Source organism: Rhizobium sp. P38BS-XIX (genome assembly GCF_012641435.1).
Taxonomy (GTDB): Bacteria; Pseudomonadota; Alphaproteobacteria; order Rhizobiales; family Rhizobiaceae; genus Rhizobium.
Genome location: NZ_JABAIJ010000001.1, coordinates 707,469 through 723,101 on the forward strand (window position 1 = coordinate 707,469; position 15,633 = coordinate 723,101).

Annotated in this window: 10 protein-coding genes; 8 read left to right on the top strand and 2 right to left on the bottom strand. The window is 58.5% G+C overall.

What is annotated here, in order from left to right:
* The first annotated feature begins 145 nt into the window (after nucleotides 1-145).
* The 5 genes from HGP17_RS03470 to exoR all read left to right on the top strand — a co-directional run bounded on the left by HGP17_RS03470 (nucleotide 146) and on the right by exoR (nucleotide 8,058).
* Nucleotides 146-799 carry a protein-L-isoaspartate O-methyltransferase gene (locus HGP17_RS03470; protein WP_205925782.1) on the top strand — a complete coding sequence of 218 codons (654 nt, stop codon included), beginning with the start codon at nucleotides 146-148 and terminating at the stop codon, nucleotides 797-799.
* 243 nt (nucleotides 800-1,042) lie between these two features.
* A complete protein-coding gene (locus tag HGP17_RS03475; RefSeq protein WP_168805951.1) occupies nucleotides 1,043-1,948 on the top strand; it encodes a DUF2497 domain-containing protein in 906 nt (301 codons plus the stop codon).
* A gap of 121 nt (nucleotides 1,949-2,069) precedes the next feature.
* Nucleotides 2,070-4,913: a valine--tRNA ligase gene (locus tag HGP17_RS03480; RefSeq protein WP_168805953.1), complete on the top strand. Its 2,844-nt coding sequence runs from the start codon at nucleotides 2,070-2,072 to the stop codon at nucleotides 4,911-4,913.
* 406 nt (nucleotides 4,914-5,319) lie between these two features.
* The gene (locus tag HGP17_RS03485; protein WP_168805955.1) at nucleotides 5,320-6,573 is read left to right on the top strand and encodes an OmpP1/FadL family transporter; all 1,254 of its coding nucleotides are present in this window, start codon (nucleotides 5,320-5,322) and stop codon (nucleotides 6,571-6,573) included.
* Nucleotides 6,574-7,254: 681 nt separating this feature from the next.
* Nucleotides 7,255-8,058, top strand: a complete 804-nt coding sequence (gene exoR, locus HGP17_RS03490) for an exopolysaccharide production regulator ExoR (RefSeq protein WP_168805957.1) — start codon at nucleotides 7,255-7,257, stop codon at nucleotides 8,056-8,058.
* A 75-nt stretch (nucleotides 8,059-8,133) separates the two neighbouring features.
* On the opposite strand, the gene xth is transcribed toward exoR, so the two are convergent.
* Both xth and erpA read right to left on the bottom strand, forming a co-directional pair.
* The gene (gene xth / locus HGP17_RS03495) at nucleotides 8,134-8,925 is read right to left on the bottom strand and encodes an exodeoxyribonuclease III (RefSeq protein WP_168805959.1); all 792 of its coding nucleotides are present in this window, start codon (nucleotides 8,923-8,925) and stop codon (nucleotides 8,134-8,136) included.
* A gap of 127 nt (nucleotides 8,926-9,052) precedes the next feature.
* Complete coding sequence (gene erpA, locus HGP17_RS03500; protein ID WP_168805961.1) at nucleotides 9,053-9,385, bottom strand: iron-sulfur cluster insertion protein ErpA; 333 nt, start codon at nucleotides 9,383-9,385, stop codon at nucleotides 9,053-9,055.
* Between the two features lie 307 nt (nucleotides 9,386-9,692).
* Here erpA and HGP17_RS03505 point away from each other — a divergent pair, with 307 nt between their 5' ends.
* The 3 genes from HGP17_RS03505 to HGP17_RS03515 all read left to right on the top strand — a co-directional run bounded on the left by HGP17_RS03505 (nucleotide 9,693) and on the right by HGP17_RS03515 (nucleotide 15,524).
* The gene (locus tag HGP17_RS03505; RefSeq protein ID WP_168805963.1) at nucleotides 9,693-10,910 is read left to right on the top strand and encodes a deoxyguanosinetriphosphate triphosphohydrolase; all 1,218 of its coding nucleotides are present in this window, start codon (nucleotides 9,693-9,695) and stop codon (nucleotides 10,908-10,910) included.
* A gap of 55 nt (nucleotides 10,911-10,965) precedes the next feature.
* On the top strand, nucleotides 10,966-12,726 hold the full coding sequence (gene argS / locus HGP17_RS03510; RefSeq protein WP_168805965.1) for an arginine--tRNA ligase: 1,761 nt from the start codon (nucleotides 10,966-10,968) through the stop codon (nucleotides 12,724-12,726).
* A 62-nt stretch (nucleotides 12,727-12,788) separates the two neighbouring features.
* Entirely contained in the window at nucleotides 12,789-15,524 is a 2,736-nt protein-coding gene (locus tag HGP17_RS03515) for an SPOR domain-containing protein (protein ID WP_168805967.1), read from the top strand.
* Nucleotides 15,525-15,633: the final 109 nt, after the last annotated feature.

The window sequence follows — 15,633 nt, forward strand, 5'->3', positions numbered from 1 at the left end:
TTTTGCATCCGGATTGTTGTTCCTCGGCGACGCAAGGCCATGAATCTCCACGCGCGGCGCCGCGACGCCTTGAAAGCGTAACGACAGGCGATTAAGACACGCTTAGAACTTGAAGCAAAGCCGGCCCGTAAAGGCGCATGAGGATATGATGGATTTCGAAGCAGCACGCGTGAAGATGGTCGAGAACCAGATCCGTACGACGGATGTCACCTCCCATTCCGTGTTGAATGCATTTTTCGCGGTCCCGCGCGAAAATTTCGTGCCGGAGAAGTCGAAGCTTCTGGCTTATATCGACTGCGACATCGAGGTTGCTCCCGGACGCTTTCTCATGGAGGCATCGCCGCTGGCAAAGTTGCTGCAGCTCGGTGCCATCACAAAGGACGACAAGGTGCTCGATGTCGGCTGTGGCACCGGGTATGTGTCCGCCGTCCTTTCTTTGGTCGCCGGCCAGGTTGTCGCCCTGGAATCCAACGATGAGCTCGCCGCCCAGGCAAAGACCAATCTCGCCGCGCTTGGCTATAACAACGTCACCGTTATCGGCGGCGATCTCGAGAAGGGGCATGCGAGCAACGCGCCCTACGACGTGATTTTCCTCAACGGCTCGATCGAGCAATTGCCGCAAGTCCTGCTGGACCAGCTCGGTGAAGACGGCCGTCTGATCACGGTAATCGGTTATGGCCACGCTGCCCGCGCCACGGTCTTCATCCGCGAGCGTGGCGCCTTCTCCGAAAACGTCTTCTTCAACGCCTCGATCAAGCCGCTTCCGGGCTTCGTGAAGTCCAAGGAATTTGTATTCTGATCCTTCGATGATCGACATGGCATTTATGACAGGCGCTTTCGGGCGCCTGTTTTTTTATGCGCCTGCCTATGGCAGAATCACAGTTAGCAAAGCGATTCGTTTTGATCGTAACAAAACTGTGCATCACCGGGTTTAGTGCTTTTCAGGTGATTTTTTTCCCGAGGACAGTCATCTAGGGTGGCCCTGATTCGGGTGCCGCGTTGGCGAGTTTCCGGACATCGGAATGGGAAAACGGGGATGAATATGGCTCAGCCAAATGTAGTGCGTGAACCGTCCATGGAAGAGATCCTGGCATCAATTCGCCGGATCATCGAAAGCAACGAACCTGGGGGCGGCAAGCCTATTTCATCGACACATTTTGCTCCGGCCAACAATCGCGATGACGACATTCAGCTGACAGTCGACGAAGAGTTCGCCGCAGCCGACCGTGCGCGTGCCGCCGAGCAGGACCCCCGTTTCGTCGCCGCAAATTCGCAGATGCCGATTGCTGAGAATTCTCAGATGCATCTTGCCGAGCAAGAGAGCGCCAATCGCGGTCTTTCGCTTGCCGATGTCGCCGCACGCGTTCGCGCAGCTTCCGAGCGCAATGCCGCGATGTTGAGCGCCGGTCGCGAAATGCCGCAGCATCGCGAATTGCCGCCCGTCATGGCCGCGCGTCTGGCCGAAGCCCGCGTCGAGCCGATCAGCGATGTTCCCCTCCGCAACAGCTTCAACGATGTCGTGGCCTCCGCAGTTGCTCCAGCCGCTGAATCCCTGCCGGCAGCCGAAGTTGAGGTCGAAGCCGAGATCGTCGAGGCGATATCGCCGGAGGCAACGGCTGCACCGCAGGTATCCTCTCCGGTCTTCCATGCACCGGAACCTCTGCACCCTGCGGTCTCTGTAGAATCCGAAGCGAACCAGTCGCAGCCGTCTATTCCGGCGCCTGCTGCATCGCCTTTGCTCTCGGAAGCCGCCGGTGCGCAGATCTCGCGGTCGTTCGAGGAACTGGCTGCTATCGTCGATGGCGGCCCGCGCCGCTCGCTGGATGAGCTGGCGCAGGAGATGTTGCGCCCGATGCTGCAGGAATGGCTCGACGACAACTTGCCGACGCTGGTCGAACGCCTCGTGCGTGAGGAGATCGAACGAGTGGCCCGCGGCCCGCGCCGCTGATAGCCTGAGCTTCGGGTACCCGATCCGCCGCTCCGGGCTCCGGGGCGGCTTTTTTATTGACTTGCCCACAGCCATCCTTATTTACAACCCGCATACCAAATCCTCTAGATCCGGTCCAAAAATGCTCGACAAAACATATGATTCCGCCGCAGTCGAACCGAAGATCGCCCAAAAATGGGATGAGGCCGACGCTTTTCGCGCCGGCGCGAACGCCAAGCCGGGCGCTGAAACCTTCACGATCGTCATTCCGCCGCCGAACGTGACCGGTTCGCTGCACATGGGCCATGCGCTGAACAACACGCTGCAGGACATCATGGTGCGTTTCGAGCGCATGCGCGGCAAGGACGTGCTCTGGCAACCAGGCATGGACCATGCCGGTATCGCCACGCAGATGGTCGTCGAGCGTCGTCTCGCCGAGCGCCAGCAGCCGGATCGTCGCACGATGGGCCGCGAAGCCTTCATCGAAAAGATCTGGGAATGGAAAGCCGAATCCGGCGGTCTGATCTTCAACCAGTTGAAGCGCCTCGGCGCGTCCTGCGACTGGTCGCGTGAGCGCTTCACGATGGACGAGGGGCTGTCCCAGGCCGTTCTCGAAGTCTTCGTCACGCTCTACAAGGAAGGCTTGATCTACAAGGACAAGCGCCTCGTCAATTGGGACCCGAAGCTCTTGACGGCCATCTCCGATATGGAGGTCGAGCAGCATGAGATGAAGGGCAACCTTTGGCACCTTCGCTATCCGCTGGAGCCGGGCGTTACCTATCAATACCCGATCGCTTTCGACGACGAAGGCAAGCCGACCGAATTCGAGACGCGCGATTACATTGTCGTCGCGACAACGCGCCCGGAAACGATGCTGGGCGATACCGGCATTGCTGTTAATCCGGAAGACGAGCGTTATAGCGGCATTGTCGGCAAGCATGTCATCCTGCCGATCGTCGGCCGTCGTATTCCCATCGTCGCCGATTCCTATGCCGATCCGACCGCCGGCACAGGCGCGGTGAAGATCACCCCTGCGCATGATTTCAACGATTTCGAAGTCGGCAAGAGGGCAGGGCTGCGCTCGATCAACGTCATGAACGTCGATGCCTCCATCACGATCAAGGACAACGAGGATTTCCTCGAAGGCCTCGATAATCCCGCAGCGCTGCACGGCGCCTGGGACGAGCTTGAGGGCAAGGACCGTTTCGAGGCACGCAAGATCATCGTCGGTATCTTCGAAGAGGCGGGTCTGCTGGACAAGATCGAGCCGCACACGCACGTTGTGCCGCATGGCGACCGCGGCGGCGTACCGATCGAGCCGCGCCTGACCGAACAGTGGTTCGTCGACAACAAGACCTTGGGGCAGCCTGCGCTGGAATCCGTCCGCGAAGGCAGAACCAAGTTCGTCCCCAGGAACTGGGAAAACACCTATTTCAACTGGCTTGAAAACATCGAGCCGTGGTGCATTTCCCGCCAGCTTTGGTGGGGCCATCAGATCCCGGCATGGTACGGCCCTGATGGTCAGGTCTTCGTCGAAAAGACCGAGGAAGAGGCGCTGCAGGCGGCGATCCAGCATTATCTTTCGCATGAAGGGCCAATGAAGGCCTATGTCGAGGATCTGCTGGAGAACTTCAAGCCCGGCGAAATCCTGACGCGCGACGAAGACGTGCTCGATACCTGGTTCTCATCGGCGCTCTGGCCGTTCTCGACGCTCGGCTGGCCGGATCAGACGCCGGAGCTGGCGCGTTATTATCCGACGAACGTCCTCGTAACCGGCTTCGATATCATCCCGTTCTGGGTCGTTCGCATGATGCAGATGGGTCTGCATTTCATGAAGGATGAGAACGGCAATCCGGTCGAGCCGTTCAGCACCATCTATATTCATGCCCTGGTGCGCGACAAGAACGGGCAGAAGATGTCGAAGTCCAAGGGCAACGTCATCGATCCCCTCGAGCTGATCGATGAGTACGGCGCCGATTCCCTGCGTTTCACGCTGGCGATCATGGCGGCGCAAGGGCGTGACGTGAAGCTGGACCCGGCCCGCATCGCTGGTTACCGCAATTTCGGCACCAAGCTGTGGAACGCCACGCGCTTTGCGGAGATGAACGGTGCCAAGAGCGACCCGCATTTCGTGCCGGAGGCCGCCGAGCTTACCGTCAACCGCTGGATCCTGACGGAACTGGCCCGCACGGAGCGTGACGTCACCGAAGCGCTGGAAAGCTTCCGCTTCAACGATGCGGCAAGCGCGCTCTATCGCTTTACGTGGAATCAGTTCTGCGACTGGTATCTCGAACTGCTGAAGCCCATCTTCAGCGGCGATGACGAGGGTGCTAAGGCCGAAGCACAGTCCTGCGCGGCTTACGTTCTCGAAGAGACATACAAGCTGCTGCATCCCTTCATGCCCTTCATGACTGAAGAGCTGTGGGCGCACACGGCGGGTGAGGGCAAGGAACGCGACGGTCTGATCTGCCACGCCGACTGGCCGGCGCCGTCCTATGCGGACAATGTTGCCGCCGACGAGATCAATTGGCTGATCGATCTGGTTTCCGGCATTCGATCAGTGCGCGCGGAAATGAACGTGCCGCCGTCGGCGACGGCGCCGCTCGTTGTCGTTGGCGCCAATAGCCTGACCCGCGAGCGTCTGTTCCGTCATGACGCCGCCATCAAGCGGTTGGCCCGTGTCGAAGCAATTTCGCTTGCAGATACCGCGCCAAAGGGCGCTGCGCAGATCGTCGTTGCCGAAGCGACCATTTGCCTGCCGCTTGGCAACCTGATCGACCTCTCGGCCGAAAAGGCCCGCCTGGAAAAGGCGATTGCCAAGAATGACCAGGAGATCGCCCGCATCAACGGCAAGCTTTCGAATGAGAAGTTCGTTGCGAATGCAAATCCGGATGTCGTCGCGGCGGAGCGTGAGCGTCTGGGTGAACTCGAAGGTCAGCAGGCCAGCCTCAAGGTGGCACTGGCGCGGGTTAGCGAAGCGGGCTGATAGGGCTCAACCATTTGAAATCGTTGAAGGGCGCGTGGCGAAAGTCACGCGCCTCTTTCATTTGCGCGGCCGATTCGGTGGGTCGATAGAATAATGTGGTGGACAGCACATCAGTTTCGCACAGGCGAAACAGTTTACCCGTAAATTGGTAGGCATTCTCGAAAAGCTGAACTGTTGTCAGATTGTAACAGAATTGTTGCGATGAAGAATGAAAAACTACCTGGGGATTTAAATGGTATTGAGAGCGCAAAATAAATCTAGATTTTCACCCTTTTTGAGGTGGTGTTCACTTTCTTACGTAAATCAAAAGCTGTCTAAAGCGCTTCCATCCCTCTCGGGCCTCATTGCCAAGTCGGCCGATCATCGCAACAATCAAATAAATGAATGCACCAGTGGGGGAGACACAATGGCATTTTCTGTTGCGTTGAAGGGCGCGGTCGCACTCGTCATCAGCTCATCTTTCGCAAGCGCGGCTTTTGCGGGCGGCTTGGATCGGGGCGGTTACGACATCGATCTGCTGTTCGACAAAGGGCGCTATGTTTTCGAATCCGGCGTTACCTATGTGATGCCCGACCGCAAGCTGAAGAACGCCAAGGATATCAATCCAGCCGACGGCAATCTCAACAATCGCAGCCATTCGGCCGACGCATCCGAAAATTACGCCATTCCCTATGTGGCCTTCAAGATCGGTATCACCGACGACCTCGATTGCATGGCAGACTATTCGCAGCCATTCGGCGGCCATCTTAATGAGGGGCTGAACTGGGCTGGCGCCAATAACGAAATCGAGACCAAGGTTCGCACCAACAATTACGCAGCGACCTGCTCTTACAAGTTCGATGCCGGTCCGGGTCAGTTGCGTGTTATCGGCGGTGGTTTCTATCAGGAAGTCAGCGGCTTCAAGTCCCGGCTCGTATCCGCCATCCCGGCACCGTTGTCATCGGTTTACGATGGCGTCGGCTCGCTGGATGTCGATGGCCACGGCTGGGGCTGGCGCGCCGGTCTCGCATACGAAATTCCGGAATATGCCTTCCGCACCAGCCTCGTCTATAACAGCCGGGTCAAGTACGACAATCTCAAGGGCAGCGTCGATCTGACTGAATTGCCACCGATCCGTGCATTCTTCGGCAAGGAGACATCGGTTTTCGGCTCGGCTGATGCTCCCGATTCGCTGGAATGGAAAGTGCAGAGCGGTATCGCTCCGGATTGGCTCGCCTTCGGTTCAGTCAAGTGGACCAACTGGAGCCTGCTGCAGAGCATTGCTCTTTGCCCGACCTCGACACGTGGCGTTTCCTGCAAGACCGGCAGCCCGACTGAGCTAACGTCGCTGGATCTGCTCTATCGCGATGGATGGACTGTCACCGGCGGTATCGGACACAAGTTCAACGACAAATGGAGCGGCGCCGTCAGCCTGACGTGGGATCGTGGCACCAGCGACGGCTACGGTATCAACTCCGACACCTGGACGCTCGGTGCGGGTCTTGCCTACAAGGCGACGGAACACGTTCAGTTTAACTTCGGCGGTGCTCTTGGCCTCATGACGTCAGGTAAATCCGGCCCGGTGACCCGCGGCGGTATCGTGTATGGCGACGACGCGACCTACAGCTTCGGCAACGATCTGGTCGCGGCTCTTCAGACTTCGATGAAAGTCAGTTTCTGATTGTAAGTCTCTGAAATAAAGGGATTTATTTTTATTCCCTTTACGTTTTTAGCGCCGCGGAGCCGCATTGGCTTCGCGGCGTTTCCTTGCCAGACTGCTGCGTGTATTCGTCGGATGACGCTCGACCTGTGGCTTTCATGGTTAAGGAAATATCAAGTTGGGTAAAATCTTTGTGACGAATTAGCAACACTCTATTTCAACGTATTGCAGGCCCGTGATCAGATTACAATTTGTCCATTTCCCGCCACAAATGGGGAGCACCGATTACGCGGGCACAGGGGTAAGCCTTGTAGAAAGTGCGTAAGCGGTTGATGGGTGAACTTCCACTTTGGCATAAACAGAAATTCGGGATCGGAGCCGCGTCGCTTCCGATGCGCCGGAAAAGTCTTTGTCTGCCAAGGGAAACCGCGGGTTGGGCGATGTTGGATCCCACACATGAAGATGTCCGCGAGGGGGCTGATTGGGCGGTGGGGTACGACAGCAATCGCACAAATGCTGGTTTGGACATAATTGCAGGCTATGCTCGCAATTGTGGCAAAAGGCCTTTGTTGACTGCCACGAAAATCCTCCTTTCGGGGAGTGAGCCAGTCTTGTGCGCCATCAGGGAAAACATTCGTGAAACCGGCGGCGCAGGAGCATGCGTCGTGGTGGATACGAATGGAGCGAAAGAAATCGACTGTTATGTTTAAGTCCGAGTTCATATCAGCGAGAGTTATGGTGCTCAGCCTCTCCCTAGCCACCGCGGTGGTTCTGGCGGGCCAAGCAAAGGCATTTGATATCAATGCCGGCGTCACAAAGGAATCGGGTCCGTTTGACCTCTTCAAGTTCGGCTTCAAGGCATACAAGAACGGACAGAAGGAAGAGGCGGTCGAGGCCTATCGCTATGCCGCCGAAAAGGGGCATACGGGCTCACGCTGGGCTTTGGCCAACATGTATGCCGACGGCGACGGCGTCGCGCAGAACGACTTCGAAGCTTTCAAGATCTATAGTGAGATCGCCCAGCAGGGCGTTGAGCCGGGTTCGGAAGACACCGGCTTCTTTATTAACGCGTTGCTCGCTCTCGCCAGCTACTACAAGACCGGTATCGCCAACAGCCCGGTGAAGGTCGATCTGAACCAGGCGCGCCAGCTCTATTTCCAGGTTGCTTCCACCTTCGGCGTTCCCGAAGCGCAGTTTCAGCTCGCGCAGATGATGCTGTCGGGCGAGGGCGGCGCCACCAACGTACAGCAGGCCAAGAAATGGCTGAACCAGGCCCGCAAGAGCGGCCATCCCGGTGCCATGGCCGTCTTTGGCAATCTTCTGTTCCAGGAAGGTCAGTCCGTTCGTGGACTGGCGTTCATGACTGCCGCGCTCGACAAGTGTAAGCCCACGGATTGCAGTTGGATGGAAGACCTGCAGGAGCAGGCATTCTCGGTCGCCAATGAAAACGACCGTCGTGTTGCGGTCTCCATGGCCCATCAATTGGATGTTGCCGGCTCGGACTGACGCCGGCTTAAGCCCGATCTGCTCCGAGGTTGCGCGGCCGCGCACCCTCACATCGTTTCCTCTCGACGCTAGACCTCAGTCGCCGAAATCAAGATGGGCGATGACCGGCACGTGGTCGGACGGTTTTTCCCAGGCACGCACATGCTTCTCGATCGCCGTGGATTTCAGCCGATCCGCCGCTTCCGGCGATAGCATCAGATGGTCGATGCGAATGCCATTGTTTTTCGGCCATGCACCGGCCTGATAATCCCAGAATGTATATAGCTTGACCGAATCCGTCGTTGCGCGCACGGCATCGGTGAAGCCCAGATGCTCGAGCTGGCGAAAGGACTGGCGCGTCTGCGGCAGAAACAGCGCATCGTTTTCCCAGACCTTCGGGTCGAAGCAATCATGCGGCTCAGGAATGACGTTATAGTCGCCGGCAAGAATGATCGGCTCTTCCAGTGCCAGACGATTCTCTGCGAATTTCCGGAGGCGCTCCATCCAGGCAAGCTTGTATGGATATTTTTCGGTATCGACTGGATTGCCGTTCGGCAGATACAGGCAGCAGATCCGCAAAGCGCCGTGGCCCTCGACGGAAAACACCGCCTCGATAAAGCGTGACTGTTCGTCGCTGTCGTCGCCGGGCAGGCCGCGCGTTACCTCATCCGGCTTGGTCTTGGAAAGAATCGCAACGCCATTAAAACCCTTCTGGCCGTGCGTCTCGACGTGATAGCCGAGCGCCTCGATTTCCAGCCGCGGAAACCCTTCGTCGACCGTCTTGATCTCCTGCAGGCAGACGATATCAGGGCTCGAATCCTTCAGCCACTGGCAGAGGTTCTCGATGCGCGCTTTGACACCGTTGATGTTCCAGGTGGCGATTTTCATGGTCGGCTCGTTCCTTTGCTTCGCCTTGTTGTATCCATAGCCGGCCGGCTTGACTACAGCCCATATGAAAACCGGCCCGGAGCGAAGGCTCCCGGCCGGCGATCAAACTGTGGAAAAACATGAAAGCTCAGATCGAAAAACTCGTGCCGCAGCCGCAACTTGCGACCGCATTCGGATTCTTTATCTGAAAGGACTGGCCGAGAAGATTGTCGACAAAGTCGATTTCCGAGCCTGCCATATAGACCAGCGACAGCTGATCGATGAGAACGGTGGCATTGTCCTTCTCGACAACGACGTCGTCGTCCTCGGGGCCTTCGACGAGATCGAATTTATAGGAAAATCCCGAACAGCCGCCGCCTTCGACAGCAACGCGAAGCGCGCGTTTTCCGGCATCGGCGCCGACAATGGCAGCGATTCGCTTGGCCGCCGCGTCCGATAGGGTCACACTTGTTTCAGTCATAACTTCCTCCTGCCGGGGTCAAGATCCGGAGAGAACCATTCTGCCGTCGCACTTTCAAACGGCTGATATCCATAGCCTTTATCATGAAAGTCAGGCCGGTGACAGCATTGGTTTCATGGTTGAGACACGCACCATTTTGCTGTTTTCTGATCTATAGGTATGAAGGCCGGAAAGCGGCGTCAATGGGGTGGGCGCGTTCGAAGGCTGGAGGGCATTTCCGCGCAACGGAAAAATGCCAGAAATCGACTGCAGGGAACGACTGTTGCGCCGTGGGCGTTTGACAGCCAAATGCCGGAATGGATGGATAATGACGATTGATACGCATGCATTGGGTTTCGGGTATGGGGAAAAGGCAGTTTATGCGACGAATCCCTGGGCGTCGCGCGGCAGGCTCTACGACGAGGGATCGAGCCCGACGCGTTCCGAATTTCAGCGTGATCGTGACCGTATCGTCCACACGACGGCGTTCCGCCGTCTGAAGCATAAGACGCAGGTCTTCATCGCGCAGGATGGTGATCACTACCGCACCCGGCTGACACATACGATCGAAGTCGCGCAGATTGCCCGTGCGCTTGCGCGAGCATTGAAGCTGGACGAGGATCTGGCGGAAGGCGTGGCACTCGTCCACGATTTCGGCCACACGCCCTTCGGCCATACCGGCGAAGACGCGCTGCACGAAATGCTGTTGCCCTACGGCGGCTTTGACCATAACGCCCAGTCCTTGCGCATCGTCACCAAGCTCGAACGTCGTTATGCCGATTTCGACGGACTTAACCTGACCTGGGAAACGCTCGAAGGCCTCGTCAAGCACAACGGCCCGCTGATGATGCCTGACGGCAAGGGCACACGTGGACCCGTGCCGCAGCCGATTCTCGATTATTGCGAGATCCACGATCTCGAAATCGCGTCCTTCGCCAGCCTGGAAGCGCAGGTCGCCGCGATCGCGGACGATATCGCCTATAACACGCATGACATCGATGACGGCTTGCGCTCCGGCTATCTTACATTCGAGATGCTGGAGGAGGTGCCGTTTCTGGCCGGGCTGATGGCCGAGGTGAGGGCACGTTACCCACATCTGGAGCCGAGCCGCTTCACGCACGAAATCATGCGGCGGCAGATAACCCGCATGGTCGAGGATGTCATTGCCGTCTCGCAAAAGGCTTTGGCAGAGGTGAAGCCCGGTAGCGTCGCCGACATCCGCGCTGCCGGTCGCATCATTGCAACCTTCTCTCCCGAGATGGCTGCAACGGACAAGCTGATCAAGCAGATGCTGTTCAAACGCATCTACCGTCACCCGGATATCATGCGCATTCGTGCCGGCGCGGCTCAGATCGTCACAGATCTCTTCCGTGCCTATATGGAAAATCCCAAAGAGATGCAGAGCCATTACTGGGTCGACCATATTGCCGGACTCGCGATCGCGCCGAAGGCACGGCATGTCGGTGACTATCTGGCCGGGATGACCGACACTTACGCCATCAGCGCCCACAAACGCCTGTTTGACCAGACTCCCGATTTGCGCTAGGCAGCGGCGGCATTGGGCCGATAACGGCCCGCGAAGCTATTGCGTGGACGATATCATGAACCTTTTCACCGACTTCGAAGTAAGAATTAAGAACGCTCTCGAGCAAATTGATATTGTAAGAGAAAAGCGATCTGAGCTCGACTTCGGACGTGTTGGCGTGGAGCCGCCGCGAGATGCCAGCCATGGCGATGTCGCGACCAATGCGGCCATGGTTCTGTCCAAGCCTCTCGGCACAAACCCGCGTGCGCTGGCCGAAATTATCGTCGCCAAGCTGAAAGAAGACGCCGACGTCGCCGAAGTATCGGTCGCAGGTCCGGGCTTTATCAACATTCGGCTTTCGGTCGGCTACTGGCAGCGGCTGCTGTCGACGATGATCGCGGAAGGCGAGAAATTCGGTCGCTCCAAGCTTGGCGCCGGGCAGAAGGTCAATGTCGAATATGTTTCGGCAAACCCGACCGGCCCGATGCATGTCGGACATTGCCGCGGCGCCGTTGTTGGCGACGCACTGGCGAATCTGCTTGGCTTTGCCGGCTATGACGTCACCAAGGAATACTACATCAACGATGCCGGTTCGCAGATCGACGTGCTGGCGCGTTCAGTCTTCATTCGTTATCGCGAAGCACTCGGCGAACAGGTCGGCGAGATTCCGCCAGGCTTGTATCCCGGCGATTACTTGGTGCCGGTCGGCGAGGCGCTTGCCAAAGAATACGGCACTAAATTGCGCGGCATGCCTGAAGAACAATGGCTTCCGATCATCAAGGATCGCGCCATCGATGCGATGATGGCGATGATCAAGGAAGACCTTGAGGCATTGAACGTTCATCACGACGTGTTCTTCTCCGAACGCACATTGCATGCGAACGGTGCTGCGCTGATCCGCACGGCGATCAATGATCTGACCTTCAAGGGCTATGTCTATAAGGGCGCGCTCCCGCCGCCGAAGGGGCAGCTGCCGGAAGATTGGGAAGACCGAGAGCAGACGCTCTTCCGCTCGACGGAGGTGGGCGACGATATCGATCGTCCGCTGATCAAGTCGGATGGCTCCTATACTTACTTTGCCGCTGACGTTGCTTACTTCAAGAACAAGTTCGACCGCGGCTTCAACGAGATGATCTACATTCTCGGTGCCGATCATGGCGGCTACGTCAAGCGGCTCGAGGCTGTTGCACGTGGCGTCTCCGATGGTGCGTCAAAGTTGACGGTGCTTCTGTGCCAGCTCGTCAAGCTGTATCGAAATGGCGAGCCGGTGAAGATGTCGAAGCGCTCGGGCGATTTCGTCACGTTGCGCGAAGTCGTCGATGAAGTCGGCCGCGATTCGGTGCGCTTCATGATGCTATACCGGAAGAATTCCGAGCCTCTGGATTTCGATTTTGCCAAGGTCACGGAGCAGTCCAAGGACAATCCGGTCTTCTACGTGCAATACGCCCATGCCCGCTGCATGTCCGTGTTCCGGCAGGCAAAAGAGGCATTCCCGGATCTCGATGTCGGGTCACTGGATCTGTCGAAAGCGGTGATCGGTGCGATCTCGGATCCGGCTGAATTGCAGCTGGTTGCCAAGATTGCGGAATTTCCGCGAATCATCGAAGCTGCGGCACAGTCCCAAGAGCCGCATCGCATCGCTTTTTACCTTTATGATCTGGCAAGTTCCTTCCATGGACACTGGAACAAAGGTAAAGATTTACCTGAATTACGATTTGTTAACGATAAGAACCGAGAATTGAGCATTGCCAGACTTGGGCTGGTGTACGCTGTCGCGTCGGTTTTGAAGTCGGGTCTTGGTATAACCGGGACCGCAGCACCGGATGAAATGCGATAAACGTCACCATTTACCCACATTGCGCTGGCATTTAACTGTAGCGTTTGCGAGTGGAACGGGTGATGGCAGAAAAACAGTTGGCGTATCGCGCAAGCGGAAACGACGAGTTCTTTGCGGATGATGATCCGTTGGCAGAACTCGCTCGTATCGTAGGTTTCGAGCCTCGCCCTGCCGCTCAGGCGGCTCCTGCGGCCCAGAGGCAAGAGCCGGCCTTCAATCTCGAAGACGAGCTTCTTCGCGAATTCGAGCGTTACGATACGCCGCGAATGAGTCCGGCAAATGACATTTCCGTTCCGGCGGAGCAGGCGCCTCCTGTCGAACAGGCCGAGGCACCGCACGTTGCTGCCGAGCCAGTTCGCGCCGAGCCCACCTTTGAAGCGCCTGCGCAGCCGGCTGCTCCGGCTCCGGCGCCCGTCAAGCAGTCCATGGGTGCTCGTGATCTGATCGACGAGCTGGAAATGTCGATCGCGCCGGCTTTGCAGCCCGCCGTTCAGCCTGCGCCGCAGGCGGCGACCATTCAGCCGCCAGTCGCGCCCCCCGCGGCAGCACCTGCCGCCAAGATACCGCAGTCGGCTGCCGCAACCGTTCGGCTGCCGCTTGCCAATTTCACGCTTGCATCCGCATCAACGCCGCGTCAGCAGCCGGCACCGGCTGCGACCTCTCCGGTGGTGCCTCCGACCGCGAAGGCTGCCCCGATCGAGGCGATGTTCGATGAGATGGCGATCGATTTCGGACCTGCAAAGGCAGCAGAGCCCATCCGGGATCAGCAGTCTTTTGCCGCACCCGAGCCGGCTTCACAGCCCATTCCGACACCGCAGCCGGTCAGCTCTTCGAATGCCGATCCCGCAGCTCTGTCTTCGGAAATCGATGCGCTTCTGGCGGATGTCGATCGTTACCCCATGCCGTCGCGAGCCAATGCTCCGGCCGCTAAGGCTGAACCTGTTTTCGGCAATTTCGGTCCGGCGCTGACGGAAGAGGCTGTGGCTCCGGCCGCTCCCGTGGTTCATCAAGAAGAGCCGACACAGATCACCTTCGATAATGAAGACCCGTTTGCAGGTCAGGATTTCGAGTTCGATCTTGCCGATATCGAGATGGAGCTTGCCGAACTCGATTTCGCCGAGGCCAAGAAGCCTGCTCCAGTCGCACAGCCGGCCCCTGTCGTTGAGCCGATCGTTTCGCGTGCGACGCCTGTCGCTGCGGCTCCCATCGCTGCTGCCGCGGCGATGCCGCAGCCGGCGCCCGTCGCCGTTGCGCCAGTGATGCAGAGCCCGCGCCAGGCCGCTCCGATGTTTGATGCCGATCAGGCATTGCCGTTCGATCCGACCGAGATCGCCGACACGGAAGAGCGCGTCGAGACATTTGAGGGCTCGCATGTTCCGCATCTGCCGGTGATCGAACCGGAAGAGCCGATCGCCGTTCCGCCCGAATATGATTTCGACATCGATTCGGAAATGGCGAGCCTGCTTGGCACGCCGGCCAAGGACGTGGCGCCGGAGCCGATCAAGCCTGCAGCGGCTGCTGTTTTGGGTGGCGCCGCAGCTTCGGCTTCCTGGTCGAAGAATGTCGCAGCCCAGCCGGCGGCACCCGTCGCCGCAAAGCAGCCGATGGAAGAGTTCGACGAGTTCGAGCGTGCGCTTGAGGAAGACTTCCGCCGTAGCTATCGCGAGGCCGCAACGCCGGTCGAGAATGTCGCGCGGATGACGCTGAACCCGGCGGCTGCCAATCGTCGCCCGGTACGTTCGATGCGTGGCATGCTAACGGCAGCCGCCGTTATCGTGGTTCTCGGCGCCGGCGCCTATGGTGCCTATAGCTGGGTCCGCCACGGTGCGCCGATTTCGACTTTCTCCGGCGAGCCTCGCGTTATTACCGCGGATACCGATCCTGTGAAGGTCGCTCCGGAGAACCCGGGCGGTACCGTCGTTCCGAACCAGGACAAGGCGGTTTACGATCGCGTTGCCGGCGATAACACTGCTGCACCGAAGCAGAAGGAGCTTGTCTCTTCCAACGAGCAGCCTGTCGACGTCGTTCAGAAGACGCTCATCCCCGAATCGATTTCTCCGGATGACGGCAGCAGCGAACAGGTATCGCCGACCCCCGTTGGTGAGACCGAGGATCCGCGTCTGTTGCCGAACCAGAACGGTGGCAATACCAACGTTGCGTCCAATGGTGACGATCAGGTTCCGGCGGTATCGCCACGCAAGGTTCGCACGATGATCGTCAAGCCTGACGGTTCGCTGGTGCCGCGTGACGAGCCGGCTCCGGCCGTCGACAAGACGACCACCGCGGCCGCAAAGCCCGCCAACACTCCGGCGACTTCGCCGCGTCCGGCTCTGGCCAATGCTCAGCCGGCGGCGCAGGCCGATAACGTCGATGCTGCAAGCGCCGAAAGCACGCCGATCCGCGTCGTCAAGACCAACCCGGTTCCGACGGCCCGTCCCGAGCCCGTCAAGGCGGCAACGCCAGCTCCGGCTCAGGATGCACAGCCCAAGGCCCAGCCGAAGCAGGTGGCCTCTGCAGCCCCAGCCGCTGCTCCTGTCGCTACGTCTGCTGCGGGCGGCGCTTACGGCGTGCAGATTGCATCGCTGCCGACAGAAGCCGACGCTCAGAAGTCTCAGGCTAACCTGAAGACCAAATTCGCCAGCGTCATCGGCAATCATCCGCTTGAAATCCGCAAGGCCGACATCGCCGGCAAGGGCACCTACTACCGTGTCCGCGTCGTCGCCGGTTCGAAGGATGAAGCAGCCGCGATCTGCGAACGCTATCGCGCTGCCGGCGGAACCTGCCTGATCTCGAAGTAAAATCGGGTTCAAATTGAACACAAAACGGCGAGCAGCAGCTCGCCGTTTTCGTTTGAGTAGCACTGTTTCTGTGCATCCATGCTTGGCGTCACTCGCATTTCGCAGCGCA

Bases quoted from the DNA above. Each gene is read 5' to 3' on its own strand.
- HGP17_RS03470 (WP_205925782.1), top strand. From the start codon at position 146: ATGATGGATTTCGAAGCAGCACGCGTGAAGATGGTCGAGAACCAGATC.
- HGP17_RS03475 (WP_168805951.1), top strand. From the start codon at position 1,043: ATGGCTCAGCCAAATGTAGTGCGTGAACCGTCCATGGAAGAGATCCTG.
- HGP17_RS03480 (WP_168805953.1), top strand. From the start codon at position 2,070: ATGCTCGACAAAACATATGATTCCGCCGCAGTCGAACCGAAGATCGCC.
- HGP17_RS03485 (WP_168805955.1), top strand. From the start codon at position 5,320: ATGGCATTTTCTGTTGCGTTGAAGGGCGCGGTCGCACTCGTCATCAGC.
- exoR (WP_168805957.1), top strand. From the start codon at position 7,255: ATGTTTAAGTCCGAGTTCATATCAGCGAGAGTTATGGTGCTCAGCCTC.
- xth (WP_168805959.1), bottom strand. From the start codon at position 8,925: ATGAAAATCGCCACCTGGAACATCAACGGTGTCAAAGCGCGCATCGAG.
- erpA (WP_168805961.1), bottom strand. From the start codon at position 9,385: ATGACTGAAACAAGTGTGACCCTATCGGACGCGGCGGCCAAGCGAATC.
- HGP17_RS03505 (WP_168805963.1), top strand. From the start codon at position 9,693: ATGACGATTGATACGCATGCATTGGGTTTCGGGTATGGGGAAAAGGCA.
- argS (WP_168805965.1), top strand. From the start codon at position 10,966: ATGAACCTTTTCACCGACTTCGAAGTAAGAATTAAGAACGCTCTCGAG.
- HGP17_RS03515 (WP_168805967.1), top strand. From the start codon at position 12,789: ATGGCAGAAAAACAGTTGGCGTATCGCGCAAGCGGAAACGACGAGTTC.